Origin of the sequence: Arthrobacter sp. 4R501 (assembly GCF_002929755.1) — a bacterium.
Lineage (GTDB): Bacteria > Actinomycetota > Actinomycetes > Actinomycetales > Micrococcaceae > Arthrobacter.
Genome location: NZ_PJIW01000011.1, coordinates 135,476 through 155,639, shown reverse-complemented (window position 1 = coordinate 155,639; position 20,164 = coordinate 135,476). Strand labels below are relative to the sequence as shown.

Annotated in this window: 14 protein-coding genes; 7 read left to right on the top strand and 7 right to left on the bottom strand. The window is 61.0% G+C overall.

The window, feature by feature from the left end; genetic code table 11:
* Positions 1 to 84: 84 nt before the first annotated feature.
* Entirely contained in the window at positions 85 to 1,617 is a 1,533-nt protein-coding gene (locus CXR02_RS12900; protein WP_104062363.1) for a PucR family transcriptional regulator, read from the top strand.
* Positions 1,618 to 1,747: 130 nt separating this feature from the next.
* Here the strand turns inward: CXR02_RS12900 and CXR02_RS12895 are convergent, their stop codons facing one another.
* Positions 1,748 to 1,975, bottom strand: a complete 228-nt coding sequence (locus CXR02_RS12895; RefSeq protein ID WP_258060946.1) for an Lrp/AsnC ligand binding domain-containing protein — start codon at positions 1,973 to 1,975, stop codon at positions 1,748 to 1,750.
* A gap of 413 nt (positions 1,976 to 2,388) precedes the next feature.
* Between CXR02_RS12895 and CXR02_RS12890 the strand changes: the two genes are divergently transcribed.
* From CXR02_RS12890 to CXR02_RS12880, 4 genes are all read left to right on the top strand, one after another.
* Complete coding sequence (locus tag CXR02_RS12890; protein ID WP_181037220.1) at positions 2,389 to 3,051, top strand: MFS transporter; 663 nt, start codon at positions 2,389 to 2,391, stop codon at positions 3,049 to 3,051.
* A complete protein-coding gene (locus CXR02_RS22955; protein ID WP_258060951.1) occupies positions 3,048 to 3,623 on the top strand; it encodes a hypothetical protein in 576 nt (191 codons plus the stop codon). The genes CXR02_RS12890 and CXR02_RS22955 overlap by 4 nt, the downstream gene beginning before the upstream one ends.
* The gene (locus CXR02_RS12885; protein ID WP_258060950.1) at positions 3,533 to 3,775 is read left to right on the top strand and encodes a hypothetical protein; all 243 of its coding nucleotides are present in this window, start codon (positions 3,533 to 3,535) and stop codon (positions 3,773 to 3,775) included. The genes CXR02_RS22955 and CXR02_RS12885 overlap by 91 nt, the downstream gene beginning before the upstream one ends.
* A gap of 89 nt (positions 3,776 to 3,864) precedes the next feature.
* The gene (locus CXR02_RS12880) at positions 3,865 to 4,902 is read left to right on the top strand and encodes a serine hydrolase (RefSeq protein WP_104062360.1); all 1,038 of its coding nucleotides are present in this window, start codon (positions 3,865 to 3,867) and stop codon (positions 4,900 to 4,902) included.
* Here the strand turns inward: CXR02_RS12880 and CXR02_RS12875 are convergent.
* The 5 genes from CXR02_RS12875 to CXR02_RS12855 all read right to left on the bottom strand — a co-directional run bounded on the left by CXR02_RS12875 (position 4,899) and on the right by CXR02_RS12855 (position 15,050).
* Positions 4,899 to 6,320: an aldehyde dehydrogenase gene (locus tag CXR02_RS12875; protein WP_104062359.1), complete on the bottom strand. Its 1,422-nt coding sequence runs from the start codon at positions 6,318 to 6,320 to the stop codon at positions 4,899 to 4,901. The two genes, CXR02_RS12880 and CXR02_RS12875, sit on opposite strands and share 4 nt — an antisense overlap.
* 27 nt (positions 6,321 to 6,347) lie before the next feature.
* Positions 6,348 to 7,901 carry a GMC family oxidoreductase gene (locus CXR02_RS12870; protein ID WP_181037219.1) on the bottom strand — a complete coding sequence of 518 codons (1,554 nt, stop codon included), beginning with the start codon at positions 7,899 to 7,901 and terminating at the stop codon, positions 6,348 to 6,350.
* Positions 7,902 to 7,944: 43 nt separating this feature from the next.
* Positions 7,945 to 9,072 (bottom strand): o-succinylbenzoate synthase, encoded by a 1,128-nt coding sequence (menC, locus tag CXR02_RS12865; protein ID WP_104062358.1) that lies wholly within the window; start codon positions 9,070 to 9,072, stop codon positions 7,945 to 7,947.
* Positions 9,073 to 9,423: 351 nt separating this feature from the next.
* Entirely contained in the window at positions 9,424 to 12,735 is a 3,312-nt protein-coding gene (locus CXR02_RS12860; protein ID WP_104062357.1) for a serine hydrolase, read from the bottom strand.
* Between the two features lie 686 nt (positions 12,736 to 13,421).
* Entirely contained in the window at positions 13,422 to 15,050 is a 1,629-nt protein-coding gene (locus CXR02_RS12855) for a CdaR family transcriptional regulator (protein WP_104062356.1), read from the bottom strand.
* Between the two features lie 133 nt (positions 15,051 to 15,183).
* Between CXR02_RS12855 and CXR02_RS12850 the strand changes: the two genes are divergently transcribed.
* Positions 15,184 to 16,029, top strand: a complete 846-nt coding sequence (locus CXR02_RS12850) for a M55 family metallopeptidase (RefSeq protein WP_104062355.1) — start codon at positions 15,184 to 15,186, stop codon at positions 16,027 to 16,029.
* Between the two features lie 877 nt (positions 16,030 to 16,906).
* Here CXR02_RS12850 and speB read toward each other — a convergent pair.
* A complete protein-coding gene (gene speB / locus CXR02_RS12845; RefSeq protein ID WP_104062354.1) occupies positions 16,907 to 17,920 on the bottom strand; it encodes an agmatinase in 1,014 nt (337 codons plus the stop codon).
* Positions 17,921 to 18,321: 401 nt separating this feature from the next.
* On the opposite strand from speB, the gene CXR02_RS12840 reads away from it, so the two are divergent.
* Positions 18,322 to 20,043, top strand: a complete 1,722-nt coding sequence (locus CXR02_RS12840) for a CdaR family transcriptional regulator (RefSeq protein WP_104062353.1) — start codon at positions 18,322 to 18,324, stop codon at positions 20,041 to 20,043.
* Positions 20,044 to 20,164: the final 121 nt, after the last annotated feature.

Sequence of the window (20,164 nt, the reverse complement as noted above, 5' to 3'; positions counted from 1 at the left end):
TGACTACAAATATCGGGAGAGCCTATACATGTGTATAAGCGGCTGTGGGGCGCCCTCCGGATTCATGAACAGGAAGTGCTCCGCATGGCGATCACCGTGGCCGAATTGCTGGCCGAACCGCAGCTCGGGCTGACTCTTTTGGCGGGTGCGGACGGCACGGCCAACCGCATCACGTGGGCCCACACTTCTGACTTGCCGAGGTTGTGGGAATGGGTCACCGGCGGCGAGCTGATGATGACCAACGGCCTGTCTATCCCGGCCGACGCCCAGGGACAGGTGGAGCTCGCCGAGGCGCTCGTGAAAGCAGGCGCCAGTGCCCTGGCCATCGGCGAGAAGATGCACGCCCCCGAGCTTTTGCCGGCGTTTCTGGCGGCCTGCGACCGCCTGCCGCTGCCGGTGATCAACGTCCCGTATCCGCTGCCATTCATCGCCATAGCCCGCTCTGTGGCCGAGGCGTCGCTGCTCGAGGAATCCCGTCGGTTGCGCCAGACGGCCCGCATCTACGATCTGCTTCGCACTGCGGGCACGTCGGAAGACCACTGGCAGAGCCTGCTTCAGGGACTTGCAAGCGAGCTCGACTCGCAACTCTTTGTTATGGTCCGGGGGTGCCTCCATCCGTGGTATCCGGGCGGCCAACTGTTGCCCGGATCGCTTGACAAGGACCTGGCACAGCTGAGTGGCCAGACACCCACCATGAGCAAAAAGTTTCAATGGCATTACCTCCGGGACAGGCACGTCCTGTTGATGGACATTCCGACGCACCCTAACGCCCTGCTGGTCGTGCTGCCGAACTCAATACCCCACCCGGACCCCGTCGTCCTGCTGCATGCGGCCACGGTTCTGGGACTGGAACTTTCACGCACCGTTCTGGCGTTGGAAAACCAGCGGCGGCTGGGGGCAGAATTCCTCCTGCAGGCCATCGACGGACGCCTCGGGATAGCGGACGTCGAAAGCCGCCTTGCCGATTTTGAGGTTCCCGCCCGTGAATTTCTTCTTGTATCGATTTCTGCGGACGACGGGGAAACGCTGGCAAACATCCACGTCGAGCTGTGGCGTCACGGCTATCCCACCGCGTGCTTCCGCCGTTTCAACACCCTTCATCTGGCTGTCTCCGCCGACCTGACCGATGATCTGTTGATGCACTCAGTCGGGTCGGATGTCAGAATCGGGATCAGCAGACCGTCAACTGCCGCCGGAATCCAGCGAGCCCTGCAGGAATCACTATGGGCCCTCGGGACAGCAGCCGGCACCGGCGAGTGGCTGGTCCGCTACGCCGACGGCCCCTCGTGGATGGGGCTCACCAGCTTCGAGGAAGGCAACGCGCTCGTTCAGAGGTTCCTGGGCCCGATTTTCGAGTACGAACAGGGAGAGCGCGGGGACCTCATCGTCACCCTGAAAACCTTCCTGGACACCCACAGGTCGTGGCAGAAGACCGCGGCTGCCCTCTTTGCCCACCGGCAGACAATCATCTACCGGATGCGGAAGATCAGCGAGCTGACCGGCCTGGACATGACCGAAACATCCACCCTGGCGCAGCTATGGTTCGCCCTACAGATCCACGAGGCCATGCAAACGCAAGCCCCTTCGCCGCCCGGACATAGCCGAGAAAAGGGCTAAGCAGGGTCCGCACGCTCGGGAAGAGGGGCTGCCGGTTCTGCAAGGCGGTGTAAACAAAGCCGGCCAAGGCTCCGGCGCAAGTGATCGATACATCACAGGTCTCCACAAAAGGGTTGTACGCGGTAGGGAATCATTTCCGTATGGCCAGTACGTCGAGGGCCACAACGCGCAGCAGTAAGTCCGCCGAACCCAGGAAGCACCCTTCCAGGATCTCCGGAATGTCGGCCAGGTCCTGGGCAAAGGCGCCAACTTCTGCTGCTGCACTCGGATGGTGATGAACACCACAGGGGTAGCCGAGGGCCACTGGATTGATCCTCCGAGCGTCCGTTACAGCCTCAATCTGTTCCACGTCACCCATGGCTGCTGCCTACACATACGACAACCTTTCAGATGCCGGAGCCTCGTGCCCATTCACCTACGCATGAGCAGTGCACCGTCCGCACTACTTGAACGCTTTTAGTCTTCTTTCCGGTTTCATTCCCGCAGCTCACGCAATGCCGCGGACGTTACACCGCGGCTAGTTCTGAAGTCGCGTCCCGGGAATGCCGATGTCCTTCGCGGCTTGGTTCCATGGCGTCTCCCGCCACCTACCATCCTTCACTACGTCCTCCCGAACCCGAGCGGGAATTATGGCTTAGGCATAACATCTTCCCTCAGGGCTTCCGGACCACAAATCATAGTCGCTACTTATGCACCAGACCCGCCACCTCTACGCCACCTTCGTCTCATCCAACGACCCAGCCTCTCCTATGGCGTGGGCCTCGAACATTCATGAAAGACGCTCAACTGAGGAAGAGCGCAGTTACGTCCGTGTCATTGACAGCGAGGGCACTCAGACTCGTTCCCTCGGCCGGACAGCTCGTGAAAGAGTACGGGCTCACCCCAACCGAGGCCGCATTCGCTCTTTCTGCCACGGGTATTTCCGGTGCGGCGTTCGTTCCCGTCCTTTCAAGGCTCGGGGACATCTCCGGGATACGCCGGCTGCTGCTCATCAGTCTGGTCTTCGTTGGAGTCGAAAATATTCTGTGCGCAGTTGCCCAGGGGCCAGCGCTGCTCCTGACGGGCCGTGCGCTAGTCGGCATCAACGCGGCGCTACCGCTGCTGTATGCGTTACCTCGGCTTCAGAGCCATGACAAGGGTGCCGTCGACCGCAGCAGTGGGCTCATGACCGCCGCAATAGGTGGTGGAATCGCGGCTCCCTTCCTCTTTGGAGGGGTGGTAATTGCCGCGGGAGGATCCGTACGGAAAGTCCTGGAGATCATGACTGCCTTCTCGCTCCTTCTTTTGGTGCTGGCATGGCTCTTTGTTCAGGACAGCGACGTTCGAACCAAGGTCACAGTCGATTACTTCTGCGCCATTCTCATGGGGGCAGGCTTGGCAGCTTCGTTGTGGCACTCGGCCAAGGCAGCCGCTGGGGCTGGAGCTCTCCTTTGACAATCGGTGTCCTGATTTTCTCGGTCCTTGCCTTCAATGCCTGGGTCCGCTGGGAAGTGCATACCAAGGTGCCCCTCATTGATCTTCGCGTTGTGGAGCGACGGGAGATCTGGCCGGCATTTGGCGCAGTCGGAATTGCCGCCGTCCTAGGGAGCGCGGCTTCGCTCACGATCAGCAACTACGTCCAGACTCCGAAAACCTTCGGATACGGCTTCGGGGGCACGGTCCTTGACGCAGGTCTTTACCTCATTCCCGTCGGAATTGCCATCGCCTTGGGTGGTTCGATCATGGCCCCGGTTATTCGTGTGCTGGGCCAACGCCGTGCGTCGGCCCAGGGTGGCGTGGTCGCTGCGGCGACGTTCTTCTGGTTCGCCGGCAATCATGATCAGCCATGGCAGTGCGTTCTGATGATGGTACTTGTCGGTGTCTCCTCGAGGACATTGACAGCAACAAAGGACAGCAGGTTCGGGCGAGAGCCATCATGGGACTTGCCCGGCAAATCGGGGCAGCTGTCGTTGCAGAAGGCATTGAGACTCCTGCGGAACTCGTGGAAGTTACCGAACCCCGGGTAACAGCCGCCCAAGGCTATCTGCTCGGACGGCCCTCCGTTCATCCACTGGACTGGTCCGCTTGGCGTCTGCAGGCCGATCTTTCACCGGCAGAACTACGCTGCGAGGCCCAGCAGGGCAGGGTCGTTGTCCGAAAAACCGACTTCCCGCCCTGAGGTTCAGCCGTTCTGACGAGGGATAAACGGTGTTAGCGGGAGAGGCTGGAATTCGACCCGCACCTAAAAAGATATGGAGCCTCCGAATCATGAGCGAACTAAGTCCCCTCGATGCCGGAACGTCGGTGAACGAGCACATTCTGCGCGCAGTAGACGCAGAACGGTCCCGCTTGTCGATTCCTGGAGCCATTATCCATTTCACCAGCTTGAGAACGGGTGCGGTGACATGCGCACTGGGGGTTGAGGACGTGGAATCGGGCGAACCAATCCGCGCCCAAAGCGCTATGAGGGTGGGAAGCATCACTAAAACGATGGTGGCAACGATTGCGTTGAAACTGTCCGAGAGCGCGGATTTGCCGCTCGACGACGAAGTGCGGTATTTTCTGCCGATCGCGTCCGGGGTGACCGTACGTCGGCTGCTGGATATGACGTCGGGCATCCCCGACTACACCTCGGAAGAATTCGTCGAAGGCCTCCTAGTCCACCCTGAAAGGCTATGGACACCGGATGAACTCCTTGAGCTCGCCTTTCAAGCCGAGCCCCGATTCGAACCCGGAACTTCGTGGGAGTACAACAACGCGGGTTACATCCTGTTGGGGCGGGTTATCGAAGAGGCAACCGGCGCGAGCATCGAGGAGCTTGCTCGGCGCTTGATCTTTGACCCGCTTGAGATGTACGACAGCTACCTGCCAGCCAACGTTCCCGGGCTCTCGGCGTTGCCGGACTCACGCGTGCGCGGATATCACCGACAGGGCGCGGAGCTTGTTGATGCAACGGAAATTAACCCTTCCTGGGCCTGGACTGCGGGCGGTGCAGTCTCGACCGTACGAGATCTGAGCATCTACGTACAGGCGCTTGTGCGCGGCGGACTCCTGCAGGATGCGACACAGGCTGAACGCCTACGCGCCCGGACTGTCTCAAGCGACCTTCGCTATGGGATCGGTATCGCCGACTTCGCGGGAATGTGGGGGCACAACGGCGCGCTGCCAGGATTCCAGTCTTTCGCTGGTCATGATCTCGAATCCGATACCACGCTAGTCGTCCTCACTAACCTCGATGATGGTTCCGCAGATGCCCTTGCGGCAATTGTTCGGTCAGAGTTGGCGACCGCGAGCCACCCGAGCTAGGGGGTTTCGGCGGGGGAGACGATCGACACGGGACGCGTCGCCGCATCGAAGGAGGCGAAGCCACCTGTCATTCCCACCCCACTGAGCCCCCACGGCTCGTAGATCATGTGGGCGCCGCCGCTTTGCCATTCGTTGATCCATACGATGGCCGCGTTGATCTCCGAGCAGCGCTGCAGATTGAGCGGATTGCGCGAATACACTGTTGCCGCGAGACCGAAGCCCGTGCCGTTGGCTAGGGCAATGGCTTCGTCGAAGGAGTCGACCACGGTAATGGGTGCCACTGGACCGAATGTCTCCTCCACCATTATTTGCATATCCGGAGTGACACCAGTCAGAACGGTTGCCGGGTAGAAGAAGCCTCGGCGGTCAGGGATCCGCCCGCCACATCGCACTGTCGCTCCACGGCTCTCGGCGTCGATGACGTGGGCGTGCACCATCTGGCGTTGCCCGTCGTCCACCATTGGACCGAGCCCAAAGCACTCGGGGGAGTCGACCATGTCGAAAGACTCAGCCTCCCTTACGAGAGCGTGGGTGAATGCTTCGGCGATATCGCGGTGCACGTAGATACGTTCGGTAGATGTGCAGATCTGTCCGCTGTTCAAGAAGGTTGATGTCGCCACGGCTTTCGCAGTGGCGTTGACATCGGCGTCGTTGTCGACAATGACAGGGTCGTTGCCGCCCAATTCGAGTACCGAGCGGCGCAGGCGCCGTGCTGCCGCGACGCCAACGGAACGGCCGGTTTCGACTGACCCAGTGAAGTGGACGAGCGCGACGTCTTCATGTTCTGCGAGTGGTACTCCTGCGCGCGCGTCCCCGAGGAGCAGGTTGGTGACGCCTGGCGGAACGTCAATAAGTTCGAGGAGCCGTGCCGCAGACAACGGGGCCTTCTCGGACGGCTTCACAACAACAGTATTGCCTGCCGCGAGCAGGGGACCGAGCGGCGATAGGATGGACGTCACAGTAAAGTTCCAGGGTGCGATCAACGCCACGACGCCAAGTGGCCTGCGTGTGACGATAGTGCGCGATGTCTCTCCGGGCTGAGACACATTGGCGACGAACTGGTAGGCCCGAGCCTGCTCGATGGTCGTGCGCAGCGAGTCGATGGCGCCTCTGATGAACTGCTCGGCGAGGGGGATTGGCTTTCCCATTTCAAGGCTTTCCAACTCGGCAAGCTCGCGGACATGGTCATCGAGGATTTCTGCAGTTCTTTGCAGATGGTTCAGACGTTCCTTTAGGCTCAGCGAGGCCCAGCCGAGTTGTGCGGCTGATGCTGATTGCATCGCTGCCTCAACGTCTGCAGATGAGCCGACCGGGATTCTCGCTATAGGTTGCTCGGTATAGGGGTTCACAACGTCGCGGTATTCGGCGGTCAGTCCATCGGCTGCCAAGCCGTTGATGTGGTTCTTCAATAGGATCATTGGGGTTTCCTCGAGGTTGTGGAATGGTCAGCGCATGATGCGGGCCAGGTGCTCGCCAACGGCGACTGTCGCGAGATGGGTGTTGGCGCGGGGGACAAAGGGGAAGATCGACGCATCGGCGACTCGCAGGCCCTCGAAGCCCAGTACCCTGGCCTGAGGATCGACTACAGTGTCGGCAGAATCTGGGGCTCCCATGCGGCATGTGCTCGTTGCGTGCTGTGTGTCTACAGCAGTTGCACGCAAGTACTCGCCTAGTTTGGTATCGGAGCCTTGCAGCGCTGCTCGGAGACGCGTGTTCGATCGCCACAGATCACCATCCGCTATCTGGTCGAACGCCGCGTGTTCGACCATCGAAGCCAGCAGCCGTGTCCCGGCCACGAGGCGGCTCAAGTCCCGCTCGTCGGAGAGCATGTTCAATGAGATCAGCGGCTGGATCCGCGGATCGGTACTCTGAAGTCGTAAACTGCCGCGGGAGTACGTGCGATTGACGAAGACCCCCACCGCTCCTGCCCCCGCACGGACATCGGCCGACGCTAGCGCGAGCGCATTCTGGTTGAGGGAAACCATCATCATGTCGTTAACCTGGTGTGCCAGGCCGCTGGAGTAACGAATGCAGCAGTTCGTATGCCGGTCTTCCTTTCCAGGCGACGCGGCTTCCGTGAGTGGGACACCAATGACAGCCATAGGATGGTCTTGCAAACCTTGTCCTACCGGTAGATCAGCGCGGATCGGAATCCCCAGAGATGTCAGGGAATCTACGGGGCCGATGCCCGAGCGCAGGAGAATTGATGGTGAGGCCGTAGCACCGGCTGCCAGGATGATTTGTTCTGCGAACAAAGTCTCACCGTCGGCTAGACGCACTCCGATCGCCCTCTTGCCGTCGAAGATGACCTGATCGACAAGACTTCCTCCGCGGATCTTCAGCCGCAAATCATTGCGTAGCCGCTCTAGATAGCCGTCGTTTACGGTCACGCGCCGCTGATGGCGGGAGTTGATCGGATAGGGGGAGACTCCTGTGGCACCCGGCGCGTTGACATCCGGCGCCACAGGGAATCCCGTGTCCACCGCGGCTGCGCTAAGAGCTTTGTCCACGGCTCCCCACTGGTCGATTGGGGTGCGATAGATCGGGATCGGCCCAGTCTCGCCGTGGTACCCGGCGTGCCCGAACTCAGCATCAGACTCCAGCCTGATGAAGTCCGGCATCACATCGACCGCGGCCCAGCCTGTGCAACCTATGCTGGCCCATTCGTCGAAATCTTCGACCGGTGGACGGATTGCGATCTGGCCGTTGATGACGGAGCTTCCACCTACTCCCTTGCCTCGCCAGTAGAGGTAGGGTTGCTGCGCGCTGGTGCGAGTGGCGAGGTGGTCCTCCCAAAGGAACGCGGTGTGGTCTGAGCTGAAGATCGCATTCACCGGGTTCGGTGAGCGCCACGCTTCCGGGAGTTCGGCGGATCGATGATCCTGTCCGGCTTCGACGAGCAAGACCCGGCGGTTGCCTTCGCTGAGGCGAGCAGCGAGCGTAGCGCCCGCTGATCCCGCGCCGACCACGATCACCTCGTAGGAGTTTGAGATTCCCATCAGCGACAAACCCTTCGCGTAGAGAGACGGAGTGGGACAACGGTCAACTTGTAATCTCCACGGAATGGATGGTGGCTTCCGCGAGTGCGTCGGGGATCGGCTCGACGCCGATGCCTGGTCCGCTTGGGACGGCGACAACGCCGTCAGTCATGGTGATCGGCTCGGTTATATCGGTGCGGTAGAAGCGGTCAGATGCTGAGACGTCGCCCGGCAGGCTAAACCCCGGCAGGCCTGCCAGTGCTATGTTTGCGGCCCGGCCGATGCCTGTCTCGAGCATTCCGCCGCACCAGACGGCGATTCCGTTTGCTAGGGCGATGTCGTGGATGCGAACTGCCTCGAGGTAGCCGCCGACTCGTCCTGGCTTGATGTTGATAACGGATGCCGCGCCGAGCGCGATGGCGTCAGCTGCGGACTGTGCCGAGACCACGGATTCGTCTAAGCAGATTGGTGTACTGATTTGGGATGCGAGGATTGCGTGCTGGCGGAGGTCGTCTTCTGCGAGGGGCTGTTCGATTAGCAGCAGGCCGAAGGGGTCGAGGCCTCGCAGCGACGGAGTGTCGGACAGGCGGTATGCGGCATTTGCATCCACTTGAAGAGGGATGTCGCCGAACCGCTCGCGCACCGCCTTGACGGGCTCCAGGTCCCATCCTGGGCGGATCTTGAGCTTAATGCGGGCGTATCCCTGGTCAACGAAGCCTTGTACGCGATCGAGAAGCGCCGGTATGGATGCCTCGATGCCCACGCTAACTCCTGAGGGGACGCTGTCCCGCGTCACGCCTAGGTGATCGGCAAAAGAGACGTCTTGCAGGCGCAGCTCTGCGTCGAGGATTGCTAGCTCGAGTCCGGCCTTCGCCATGCGATGGCCGACAATATGGCTGACGGCTGTGGAGACCGTCTGGGCGGTGATGGCCCTGCCGGATGCCTGCCATTCGAAGAGTGCGGGTACGAGAAATCGCTGAAGTACTTGTCTGGCGCCTTCGAGGTATTCGGAGGAGTAGTAGGGTTCCGCGAGTGCTACGCACTCTCCCCATCCGGTGGCAATACGGCCGTGATCGGAGACGGTGGCGCGCACGAGTAGTGGGGTGCGCTCAGTCTGTGTCGAGAACGATGTTGTGAAAGGGGAGACGAGCGGCATGCGGACTGTTACCAGTTCGATGTGTTCGATGTGCATTATGCGTTCCTTTTGGGGTGGTAATTGTGTGTCGGGCGAAGTCGGTGACAGCCCACCCCTCACCGGGTAGGCCGCCTGGGACTTGTCCGAGCGCGATCCGCCAATCGCGCACGATTTCTGGCGTTGCGGCAAAATCCCGTCGACGTTCGGCGGTATCTGAATGGGATGCGTGGCCCCGGGATGCGTCGGTGTTGGCATAATGACGGATGGTCCGTCAACGTTGCGGTGGGTGACGTTGTCAGTCTGGGCTCTCTGCGGGATTCCAGCGAAGCGACCGCCATGGTTTTGGGTATGTGAAGCTGGTGCGGCACGGTCGCTTCTGGCTCAGGGTCCTGACTGACAGGAAATTCGTCATGATTGCTCCCCTCTGACGAATCTGTATCCGATATAGGCTCCTCCGAGAACGGGGCGGAACTGCTCCCAACCCGCGAGGCTGGGAAGGGTGTAGGCGTATACACCGGGCACGTTCGAAGGATGGAGCGTGGTGACGACGGCGTCGTTCTGTTCTCCCCCGGCGGTAAGCTCCATGCGATCGGTCAACGAGATGAATGTCTCGTCGCGTTCGTTCCAGACGTCGACTTGGATTCCGGCGTTCACCCACCGCCCGGCCAGTGATGGGGCAGGGGCCAAACGGTCCGCGCACAGGGATGGAGGTGGAACACTGCCATCGATCGCGGCGGCAGCATCGGTGAACAATTCGGTGTAGAGGCCGTCCGGCTGGCCGCCGCTGGTCAGCAGGACCAGAGCGTAGTCCGCTCCAGGGAACAGCCTTAGGTAGGCGCGTTGCCCAATCGTCCCTCCGTCGTGTCCAGGAACGCACTGACCGTTCCAATCCTGCAGAAACCATCCCAAACCCCATCCTTGAGTGGCAACGACATCGGTGCGGAGACTGACGTGTTCCTGCGTCATCAGGCGTGCGCTGTCGGTAGAGAGGACACGCTTCCCTGTGGGGGTGACGCCCTCGCGCAGTGCGGTCTCTGCAAACGTCAGGAGATCGTCGGTGTTGGCAAGGATGAGACCGGCGGGGCCCATCGAGCGGGTGATCGACCAGGTCGTCACCGGTGCAGAGGAATCCCCGACGCCCGTATGACCGACCGCGGCCGAGAACCGCGGGACATCGTCGGGCAGGGTGATTGTGTGCGTCAAGCCCATCGGTTCGATCAGGTGCTGTCGAAGTGCGTCGTCCCACGTCATGTCTCGCAAAACCTCAACGATGCGCCCGGCAATCACGAAACCCGAGTTACAGTACGAGAATCTTGCGCCCCTGGGGTGGAGGTGCGTCGAGGAAGTGAGGTGCTCGACGTAGCGGCAGAGGCAGTCGTCACCGCGCCCAGTGTCTGTGAAGACGTCACCTTCGATACCGCTTGTGTGCGTGAGCAGTTCCCGAATCGTGACGGCCGGCGTGGGATCATCTGCCAGTGCGAAGTCAGGGAGATAGCGGAGCACCGGAGCATCCAACTCGACTAGCCCTTCGTCGACGAGTTGCATGACGAGCATTGTCGTCCAGACCTTGCTTATCGATCCGATTTGAAAGATTGTGTCGTCGGTGACTCGTTCGCCCGTGGACGTATCCGTCGCGCCTGTACTGACAGTCCGTCGGTCGTAACTCACGCCGTTCTCGTCGAGCTGCACGATCCCAAACTGCGCTCCGGGGACTCCGTACTTTTCAGAGAGAAATTCCAGCCGCCGCTGCCAGTAGGCAGTATCGCGCGGCGCGGGGGATGCCGGTGCCGCTCTCGGTGTCGCCCGTGTGTACTGTTCCACCCATTCCACGACGCGTGCGTGATAGTCAATGCGGTGTTCGACCGGGCCGTTTGCGATGAACACATGTGTTCCTTCGGGGTACACGACGAGTCGGGTCGGCACGTTCTGCATGCGAAGGGCCGAGAACCACTGCCGTGCCTGATCAACAGGGCACGAAGCATCGTCTGCCCCGTGCAAAACCAGAGTGGGGGTGCGAACGCGACCGACGCGTGAGATGGGGGAGAGCGCGGCCAGGGCGGTGACATTCAGTGGTGACACGTTGCTGGTCATCTTGGCGAAGAAGCCCTCGGGCAGGTGTTGAGTACCGATCGACGCGAAGTCACACAACAGGCCGCCCGCCACAGCTGCCGAGAACCGGTCGGTGTGTGTCGTAAGCGCACATGTCGACAAGCCCCCGTAGCTGTAGCCGGTGACAGCAAGCTGATCGGGATGCGCCAGGCCTTCTGCGACGAGCGCGTCAATCGGCTCAAGGAAGTCACGCAAGTCGGCGCGCCCCCACTCGCCATCTACCGCGCGGAGAAACTCTTCGCCGTATCCGTCAGACCCGCGCGGATTGAGCGTCAATACGCGCCACCCACGAGCGATGAGGAGCTGCTGGTACAGATGAATATCGTCTGCGACTCCCGCCCAGGCGTTGTGCGGTCCGCCGTGAATATCGAGCAATAGCGGGGCCGCGCCGTCGGTGTCTGGTGCTCCCGTGAGCCAGCCATGAACGATCGTGCCGTCACTGATTTCGAATTGCCTTGGCTCTGGCCGGTACAACTCGACGCCGGGGAGACTTTCGGCCATCAACTGAGTGAGTACCGTATGCGTAGCCTGACTAATATCCACCAACGCAACCTCGGCGAACGAAGAGGCCGTCGTAACGACAACTGCGGCGTGTGCAGAGTTTGCCGCCACGGAGAGCCCAGAGATTACACTGTGCGGTTCAGCGAAGATGCTGCGGCACTCACCGCTGGCAAGTCGGATGGTGTACAAATGAGTCCAACCGCCGTCACGGGCACAGAACAGGATATGTTCGCCGTCTGGTGTGAGTGTGGGCTGCCCTCCAGGATATGCCGTCGCGCCCGGCATGACGTTGCGGTCTGATCCCGCCGTCAGGTCGACGTCTTCTCGCCCATCACAGTAGAGACGCAGAATTCGGGCGTTTCCGACGGCGGGCGTCAGCGTCCCGACTGCGAGGAGCGACATTCCATCTGGCGCCCACAGGAGTGGGCCGGAAATACCTGTGGCCCAGCCCATACCCTCGGGCCGAGAGGCCCTGTCGTCGACGTCGATGACGTAAGCACGGCGTTCCCTTGAGATGTCCGCGTCCGGCGCAAGTCCAGCCGAGAAGGCCAATTTTGTGCCATCCGGCGACCACGCCGGAGCGCCGGCATCGAATTCTCCGTCGGTCACCTGCCGAACCCGAAGGTCATCCAGCTCCAGGATGAAGATGTGCTCCCGGATCTGACCGATCCAGCCTCGGCCGTCAACTTTGTCGTCCAAAGTGTCAATGACGATCGGGCTACCAGGCCCCCTGCTCCCGCGGTCTACAGGCGCGGTAAATGCGACGCGACGGCCGTCCGGGCTTGTAGCGGCAGGCCCCGCACCCAGGGGGAGGTCGGTCAGAGGCTCCGGCTCGCCCGCATCTGGTAGCCGATGCAGTTGAGGTACTCCGGCCACGTCGCGAAGGAATAGGATGCTGTCGGCAGCCGCGCGAGGTGCACGATCACCCGGTCCGCGCGTCAGTTGACGGGGCTTGTGCCCTGTCATAACCTTCCACAGCGAGGTCACTGTTTGGGACGCGGATGTCTCGCGTCTGGTGAAAACGATGGACGTTCCGTCCGAGGCTATCGCCGTGTCGTCGATGGTGACGATGTCGCGGATGTCGTCTAGTGCGAGAGGACGGGTTGTCATGGGTTCTTTCCTTCAAACAATGCACGCATGCGGGGGCATGGGATCGTGCGGGTCAGTTTTCGCATGTGCGGACGCTGCGGGTCATCGAGCACCGGGATAGCCTGCCTACGTCTATGATCGGACCGGACCCCTCACGTCCAAGTTGCCGAAGAGTTGCCGGACAATTGTTAGGTTGTCGCTGATCAACAACACGGTCGAACCGAGCAGTTTCTTGCCCTGCATGATCCCGTTGAGTCGTGGGCCTAGAACAGCGACATCCAGCGACGCCGTGCTTCCGTTTGCCACAACGACGTGCGATTGCGCGCGACCGCGGCGCACTGAGGCTGGCCGCCAGAGAGCTGCCACAGATGTCATCTGGACGCCCAGGTTCTAATTCGACCAACTCGACGAATTCATTGAATTCGGTCCGTTGGGTCGAGGGGCCACGTTGTGAGTGACTTTCGCGCAAGAGATTTGCAACGTCAATCGAACTTGTTGGATTCAACGAAGCGTTAGGGTTCTGAAGCTCCTCTTGAACACCCAGAGCCCAGGGCCCACGTCTACGCTGCGCGTGAGCGAACTCTCGTCGGTTCATGGTGGTCCGCCTTGATGGTCTAGTGCGTTCGAGGAGGGGTTGGTCACTAATGACTAGCCTGATCGCCTTCGGTTTCCAGTTCATCGTCGTATAGACCGATTGACATGGCCACTTATAGGTCTTTTGAACGAATGCTGGGTGGAGAGGGTAGGCGTAGCTGCAACATCAGCCCGAAGCGCACATCGGGGTCCCCTAGGTTGATCCCAGCCACAGACTCGACCCTTTCCAGTCTGTAGCGGAAGGTGTTTTTGTGCACATGCACCGCCCGCGCGGCGCTACTGACATCGCCCAAGTGCTCCAGCCAACTGCGAAGAGTCGCGACGAGGTGCATGTCGTGTGCGGTGTCGTACTCCCTCAGCAATCGCAGTGGTCCGCCGAGTTCAATACCTTCCGCTGTAAGTGAGTCGCTAATGTGCAGCATGAGCGACTCGATGTAGACGTCAGAGAATCGTGCGACTCCGCCGCCGTCCTGCGGACGTGACTTCAGCACTCGCATCGCCATGTCCGCTTCGCGGCGCGACCTGGCTAACTCACTGATATCGGCTACGATGCCCCCCAACCCGGCACAGAATGAGGTGGATATTCCGAGCCGCGAGACGAATTCTGCCGCCATGCTGCGCATGGAGGCCGCAGTGCTTTCAGTGGTGTCACCCACCGGGATGATGGCGTAGACGACGCCGCCTAGCTGAGCGGTCACGGCTCTCGGGTACATCAGCTGCAGGTATCTGTAGAGTGCGACGGAGGCACGATGCGTGTCAGCCACAACCTGTACTTCGTCTTCGTCGCCCACGGGACCGAACACAATCGCACAAGCGGCAGAGGGCTCGATGGCGAGCTGCTGAGCAGCTTCGCGGGCACTCGTCCCGCCTTCGAGGAACTTTGAGGTCATTGCCTCCCTCAGTTGTTGCGATGCGTCGGCGCTGACGCGGGATCGGAGTATCGACAAGGCGACAACCTGAGAGGCCTCGATCATTCCACGCTCCTGCTCGAGAGAGAGCGGCTCCGACACAACCGCCCAGATGGAGCCGAGTGTTTCTCCACCTGCTTGCACCCGCATTGCTACCCTCGGCAGCGTCCCTGGAGCGGGTTCGGTGAAGAGAAGGGGGCGGTCCGACGCGTAAACCTGTCGGAAGACGCCATTGTCGCGCTGAGCGGAACTGTAGATATCGGGCACGCGCAGGCCAAGGATCGTCATGCGGCGAGGGTCGTCGGTACCGGCTTGGTCGGCCGAAAATGCGACAACATGCGAGGAATGATCCTCAATGGTCACGGGTGCCCTCAGAAGTGCCGACAGTGAGTCTGCAAGTGTGAACAGATCCCTTCCCGTCTCGAGACCATCCCTCGGGATTCCGTCGACCCCGAGGTTCAGCGCACCGCCGATCAGCATCGCGGCCTGGAGCCATGAGGCGCCGTGGACGAGTCCAAACACCGACACCCCACCTCGGTCTGCCTCGGCTATGACGCTCTCACCGAGGTCCTCTGAGTCACGAACGACAAGGGCGCACGCCTGCGCGGCACCAAGTGTGATGACGAGCTCAGCGAGTTCGTCCTCACCGGTGATTCCAATACAGAGGATGATCGCGTCCGGCTCAACATCTGGCGGGTCGAGTGGGTCGTTCAATAGGATTGTGGAGACCTTACGTTTCGGCTGCAACGGCCCGGCCCTGTGAGTCAACAACGTGGAACCGAGCCGTTCAGTCAGGCGCCCGAGCTCGGCTACGGGTCTTTGCGTAACAGACATGGGTGGATCATACAGTTCACGTACGCAAGATTCGGTCTCCCGAACGAATCTTCGCCAGCGAGAATGGGAGATAGTGGCGTGGGGTTAGCCGAGCTGTGTCGGTGCCGAGATCCCGCACTAGGAGGACGAAACTGTGAAGGTCTATATCTCTGTTGACATGGAGGGCGTCGCCGGAATCGCAACATTCGATCAGATCCTTCGCGGCGGCTACGGGTATGGCCGCGCGCAGGAGCTCATGACTGAAGAGGCGAACGCGGCGATCGCTGGGGCGTTCGAAGGTGGCGCCACGAGCGTGCTCGTCAACGACTCGCATGGAACGATGGATAATCTGCTGCACGAACGACTTGACCCACGAGCCCGGCTGGTGTTTGGGAGTCCGAAAGCGCAGTGCATGGCTGAAGGGCTCACAGATGATTGCGACGTGGCTTTATTTGTGGGTTATCACGCACCTGCCGGCGCCCCTGGCGTGCTCGCGCACACGTTCTCGGCATATTTCGGCGAGGTGAGAGTCAACGGTGCACGCGTGTCCGAAGCTGAGGTCAACGGAATGTATACCGCGTCGCTGGGAGTTCCCGTCGGTCTTGTCACAGGCGACGACGTTATTGCTGATATCGCCTCGCGAGCATTCGCAGACGCGAAGATTGTGACTGTTAAAACCGCCCATGGCTTTTCGTCCGCAAACTCGGTCGCGCCCTCGGTCGCAAGAGAGATGATCCGTGAGTCCGCCGCCGAAGCCGTTAGGGGCGCGCGCGATCTTGCGCGCCCTGTGCGACTAGCTAGCTTCGAACTTGAGGTCGACATGCCCTCACCTGTCGCGGCGGAGCTGGCCGAGGGCATCCCGGGCTGCACGAGAACCGCAAGTCGCACGATTTCGACGACGCTGGCTACGGCACGCGACATGCTCGGGCTCATAACTGTCTTCTACGAGCTCGCCGCAGCGAGCGAGCGCACGCGAGCAGCTATCGCCAGCCGACGCTGAACGTACTCTCGGTCGCCGAACCTCGCCTACTAGTTCGCCATCAGACGCGCTCCTGCGCGTCAAAGCGATGCGGTATTCGCCAGCCCATCTCAGGCGTCAGCCCACCGCCGACTGCGACGGGTGGGCAAATTGCGCATGTTGCCGTAAATCGTCGATCGGCCGCCCCGCCGGCCGCGTTGAGCTTCCGAGAGCGAGTGGCCGAGATCAAGTGCGAGCCGTGGCGCATGAAGGCCTGGCCGGCCGCCGCCATCGCCGCCGGGAGCAGAAGCTGTAGCCACCGGCGCGTAAACACACCTAGTCATGCGTCACCCGAGGAATCATGTCAGGATGCCCGTCTGGGGTTGGTGCACTGTTCGCCGCAGTCAGGCGTCAGGTGTTCGGCGCTAAGTGCCTCGAGCTGTCGCTGGATGGCCGCCGGGCTCAAGGGCTTGTTTCCGCCCGCAGCCGCGTCTTCACATCCCGGGAGATGGTGCCGGCGCCGGCCAGAAGCGGTGGTACAGCGTCGCGAGCCGGTCGTATGACTCGCTGATCTTCGCTCAGTCCGGCCTTCGCCAGGAGAGCCGCCGCTCGAGCTCAGATCCAGTTCAATTGCTCGAACCCGTCGGCGGTGTCGTAGCAGTGGTAGCCGGCGGACGAGCGCCAGTTTTTGCTGTTCCCCATGCACCCCGTCGTTCTTGTTCCCGGAGCGGGATCCGGCGAACGTCAGGTTCTCTTGTTCGCACCAAGTAGGTCGATCCGTCCCAATCCGCCCAGGTCCGCATCGGAATGGAGTCTTTCAGTAAAGTCCGGCCTTAGTGTGGGACCGCCCCAGGATCGAGCTGGCTCGGTCCGTCGTGACCGACCGTCAATTCTAGCCGTGCTGATTGGTGGATGCCCGCTAACCTCGATGTCCTGTGGCAAGCATCGCGAGCAGGTCGAAAGTGATTCCAGCTGCAGCGAGTGCGGTGATCTGAGCATGGTCATAGGCAGGCGACACCTCCACGACATCGGCGCCAACGACTTGCATGTCGGCAAGCGCGAACAGTAGCAGCTGAAGTTCTCTCGTGGTCAGTCCGCCAGGTTCTGGCGTTCCGGTCCCCGGAGCGTGTGCAGGGTCGAGGACGTCGACGTCGATACTCACGTACATCGGCTGATCGCCGACTCGCTCACGAATCCGGGAAGCCGCATGCTCGACGCCGTATCGTGCTATATCGAGGGTGGTGATCGTGGCAAAACCGAGCGCAGTGTCCTCGTCGAAGTCCTTGGTCGAGGGAGTGCTATGGCGAATACCGACATGCATGCATTGGTCGACCGAGAGCAGCCCTTCCTCGGCCGCGCGTCGGAATGGTGTGCCATGCGCGAGGGAGCTGCCAAAGACACTGTCCCACGTATCGAGGTGAGCATCGAAGTGGACGAGAGCTACAGGACCGAACTGCTCGTGTGCGGCACGCAGCATTGGCAACGCGATGGTGTGATCGCCTCCAAGGGCGATGATGCGGTCAGCGCTGGTGTAGAGGGCACGAGCAGCGATCTCGATCTGGCCAACGGCTGCGGCGATGTCGAAGGGTGTGACGGCCACGTCACCCGCGTCTGCCACCTGCTGCTGCACCCACGGCTCAACGCCGAGCCCGATATGGTAAGGCCTGAGCAGCTTGGATGCGGCACGGATGGCTTCCGGACCGAAGCGTGCTCCAGGACGATAAGTGGTTCCTGAATCAAAGGGCACCCCCAGTATGGCGACATCTGTGCGGGCGATCTGGTCGAGCCGTGGCAACCGCGCGAAGGTCGACGGTCCAGCAAATCGGGGTATCTGCGCCAACGCGTCCGGTGGGCCGACATTCAGGCTCGCGTCCTTAAGATGCGAGGTTTCCAGGCTGTCCTCTATTCCGCGATCGCTGACAGGACTAGTCATGGGGCTCCTCTTCGTCTTCCGTATTTGAGCTATTTGCGGGCAACTGACCGTTGCCCATATATGCAATCCAACCGCGCCGGACTGACTCCAAGCACTGTGCGAAGAGACGAAGAATCGGTACTCGGTTCGGACAGAAATACGAGCGAAACATTTCTGCGTCGCCATCGAGCGGCCCTGCCGGTCGTCGCGCAGACGGTTTCGTCACTTGGCCTGCCCCGCGGTTTCCCCGAGATGGCCCCACGGCCAAACTTGCTCAGGAACCAGGCTTTACACCTTTTCGACGACAGCTGTCAGATAATGAGGAAGTGCTCGGCACGCCATCCATCCACTACAGTCGAACGGCGTTTAAGAGCCCTCGGACGCCAGCCGACGTATCTGTGCGGCATGACTATGCTGAACGTATGACCGTACCGAACCAAGCCTCGAAATCCCGAGGTGCCTTGGCAACTGTGGCCAACATCGAGGAACTTTTGGGTGCGACCCTATTGGACTTCCCCAAAAGAATGCCGCCGGTGCCGCGGGTGATCACTGGAATGTGGATGGCTGAACGGGGAGCCGACGTCCATGTCCGGGCGGGTACTCTTGTTCTGGTTCCAGGTGTCTTGACAGCTGACGAAACCGAGAAATTGCTGGGGGCGCTGGAGACGTCCGCGGCGGCCTTGATTGTCGGGGCAGAAGCCATGATTGGGATGGAGAATCAGGAACGGGCGCATTCCGCCGGGCTCGCCGTCATTCGACTCGCGGAGGGCGCCTCTTGGTTGCAGCTGGCCGCAATGCTCCAGACTCTGACCCGCCCCCACCACCCCTTTGACGGGCTCTCGAACGATGCCCGGTCCTTTGAAAGGCCCGACGTGGAATTGGGAGTGGGGCAACCTCCTGACCTTTTTGAGGTCGCGAATTCGGTGGCAGGGATTCTTGGTGCTCCTGTGACCATCGAAAATTTGGATTCACGCATATTGGCGTTCTCCGCAGATCAGGCTGCCGCCGATGACGCTCGGAAACAGTCAGTCCTCAGTCACCAGGTGCCGGTTGAATACGCCCAAATGTTGCGAGAAATTGGTGCCTTCAAGTCAATCTACGACTCGCCTGAACCGGTTTATTTGTCATCGATTGGTCCGGGCATCCGCCCTCGAATCGGCATGCGGATCCGTGCGGGCAATGAACTGTTGGGGTCAATTTGGGGAGTTGTGGAGAACCCTCTCAGCTCGCTTCAGAATCGGGCGTTGAGTGAAGCTGCCGACATGGTGGCCTTGAGCATGCTGCGGGCCCGTACTGCGGCCGATGCTTCGGCGCAACTACGTCACGGTCTATTGGTCATGCTTTTGGAGGGCGGCTCCGGGGCTGAAGATGCGGCAGCCCGAATTGGGATTGTAGGTCAAGCCACAGTGGTTCTGGCCGCGGCACTTCGACGTAAAGGCCCTATTGGAGACGCCGGAACCGCGGACTCCGAGGCCGAACTTGACCGACTTGCTGCTGCCATCGGCCTGCGATTGTACTCAGCCAGTCGCTTGTCCACGGTGGCGAGGGTGGGTGGTCGCGTGTATGCGGTCTTGCCCTTGGAGCCGGGGACTTCTGGGGTAGATGGGGGGCTGCGCCTTGCACGAGACTTGGTGAAGGCATTGAATCGGGATGGACTGTTGGTGGGCGTGGGGACGCCCGTTGCTTCGGCTGGTCGTTTGAACCGATCTCGTTCACAGGCGGACTCTGCCCTGCGGGTCCTATTGTCGAGAAGGGGTGCGGGCGCTTCCGACCGTCTTGAGTCAGTACGCTATAGACCGTCTGAGTCTGTGGCCAGCGGGGATGAGGTACAAGTCGAATCTCTAATGCTGTCTATGCGTGATTCGTTGGCGGCCAGCGAGCAGCAGGTTACGGGCCCCTTGGCTAAACTACAGATCTATGACCGGGCCCACTCCAGCGAACTCGTCAAGACATTGGCTGCTTGGCTTGATCACTTTGGTGATGTCTCCGCGGCGGCGATGGCGTTGCATATTCATCAAAACACCTTCAGGCTGCGACTGAAGCGTTTGATGGGCATTAGCGGGATTAACCTGGACGACGCAGACCAACGGTTTGCCCTGATGCTTCAAATGCGGTTGTTTGACCTGCCTCCTGCCGTGCCTTAGTCCACGTGCAGGCATCCCCGAAATGGGCCGCCCCCGGGAGAGATATCAGGACGCCTGCGTGGGTTGATTCGTGGAATTGTTTAGCTCTGCCCGGATGGTTGGCTAGGCCCTAGTTCGGCGG

What these genes read in the sequence shown, in the direction of transcription:
- CXR02_RS12900 (WP_104062363.1), top strand. Translation starts at nt 85, where the DNA reads ATGGCGATCACCGTGGCCGAATTGCTGGCCGAACCGCAGCTCGGGCTG.
- CXR02_RS12860 (WP_104062357.1), bottom strand. Translation starts at nt 12,735, where the DNA reads ATGACAACCCGTCCTCTCGCACTAGACGACATCCGCGACATCGTCACC.
- CXR02_RS12880 (WP_104062360.1), top strand. Translation starts at nt 3,865, where the DNA reads ATGAGCGAACTAAGTCCCCTCGATGCCGGAACGTCGGTGAACGAGCAC.
- CXR02_RS12870 (WP_181037219.1), bottom strand. Translation starts at nt 7,901, where the DNA reads ATGGGAATCTCAAACTCCTACGAGGTGATCGTGGTCGGCGCGGGATCA.
- CXR02_RS12875 (WP_104062359.1), bottom strand. Translation starts at nt 6,320, where the DNA reads ATGATCCTATTGAAGAACCACATCAACGGCTTGGCAGCCGATGGACTG.
- CXR02_RS12885 (WP_258060950.1), top strand. Translation starts at nt 3,533, where the DNA reads ATGGGACTTGCCCGGCAAATCGGGGCAGCTGTCGTTGCAGAAGGCATT.
- CXR02_RS12890 (WP_181037220.1), top strand. Translation starts at nt 2,389, where the DNA reads ATGAAAGACGCTCAACTGAGGAAGAGCGCAGTTACGTCCGTGTCATTG.
- CXR02_RS12895 (WP_258060946.1), bottom strand. Translation starts at nt 1,975, where the DNA reads ATGGGTGACGTGGAACAGATTGAGGCTGTAACGGACGCTCGGAGGATC.
- CXR02_RS12855 (WP_104062356.1), bottom strand. Translation starts at nt 15,050, where the DNA reads ATGTCTGTTACGCAAAGACCCGTAGCCGAGCTCGGGCGCCTGACTGAA.
- menC (WP_104062358.1), bottom strand. Translation starts at nt 9,072, where the DNA reads ATGCACATCGAACACATCGAACTGGTAACAGTCCGCATGCCGCTCGTC.
- CXR02_RS12840 (WP_104062353.1), top strand. Translation starts at nt 18,322, where the DNA reads ATGACCGTACCGAACCAAGCCTCGAAATCCCGAGGTGCCTTGGCAACT.
- speB (WP_104062354.1), bottom strand. Translation starts at nt 17,920, where the DNA reads ATGACTAGTCCTGTCAGCGATCGCGGAATAGAGGACAGCCTGGAAACC.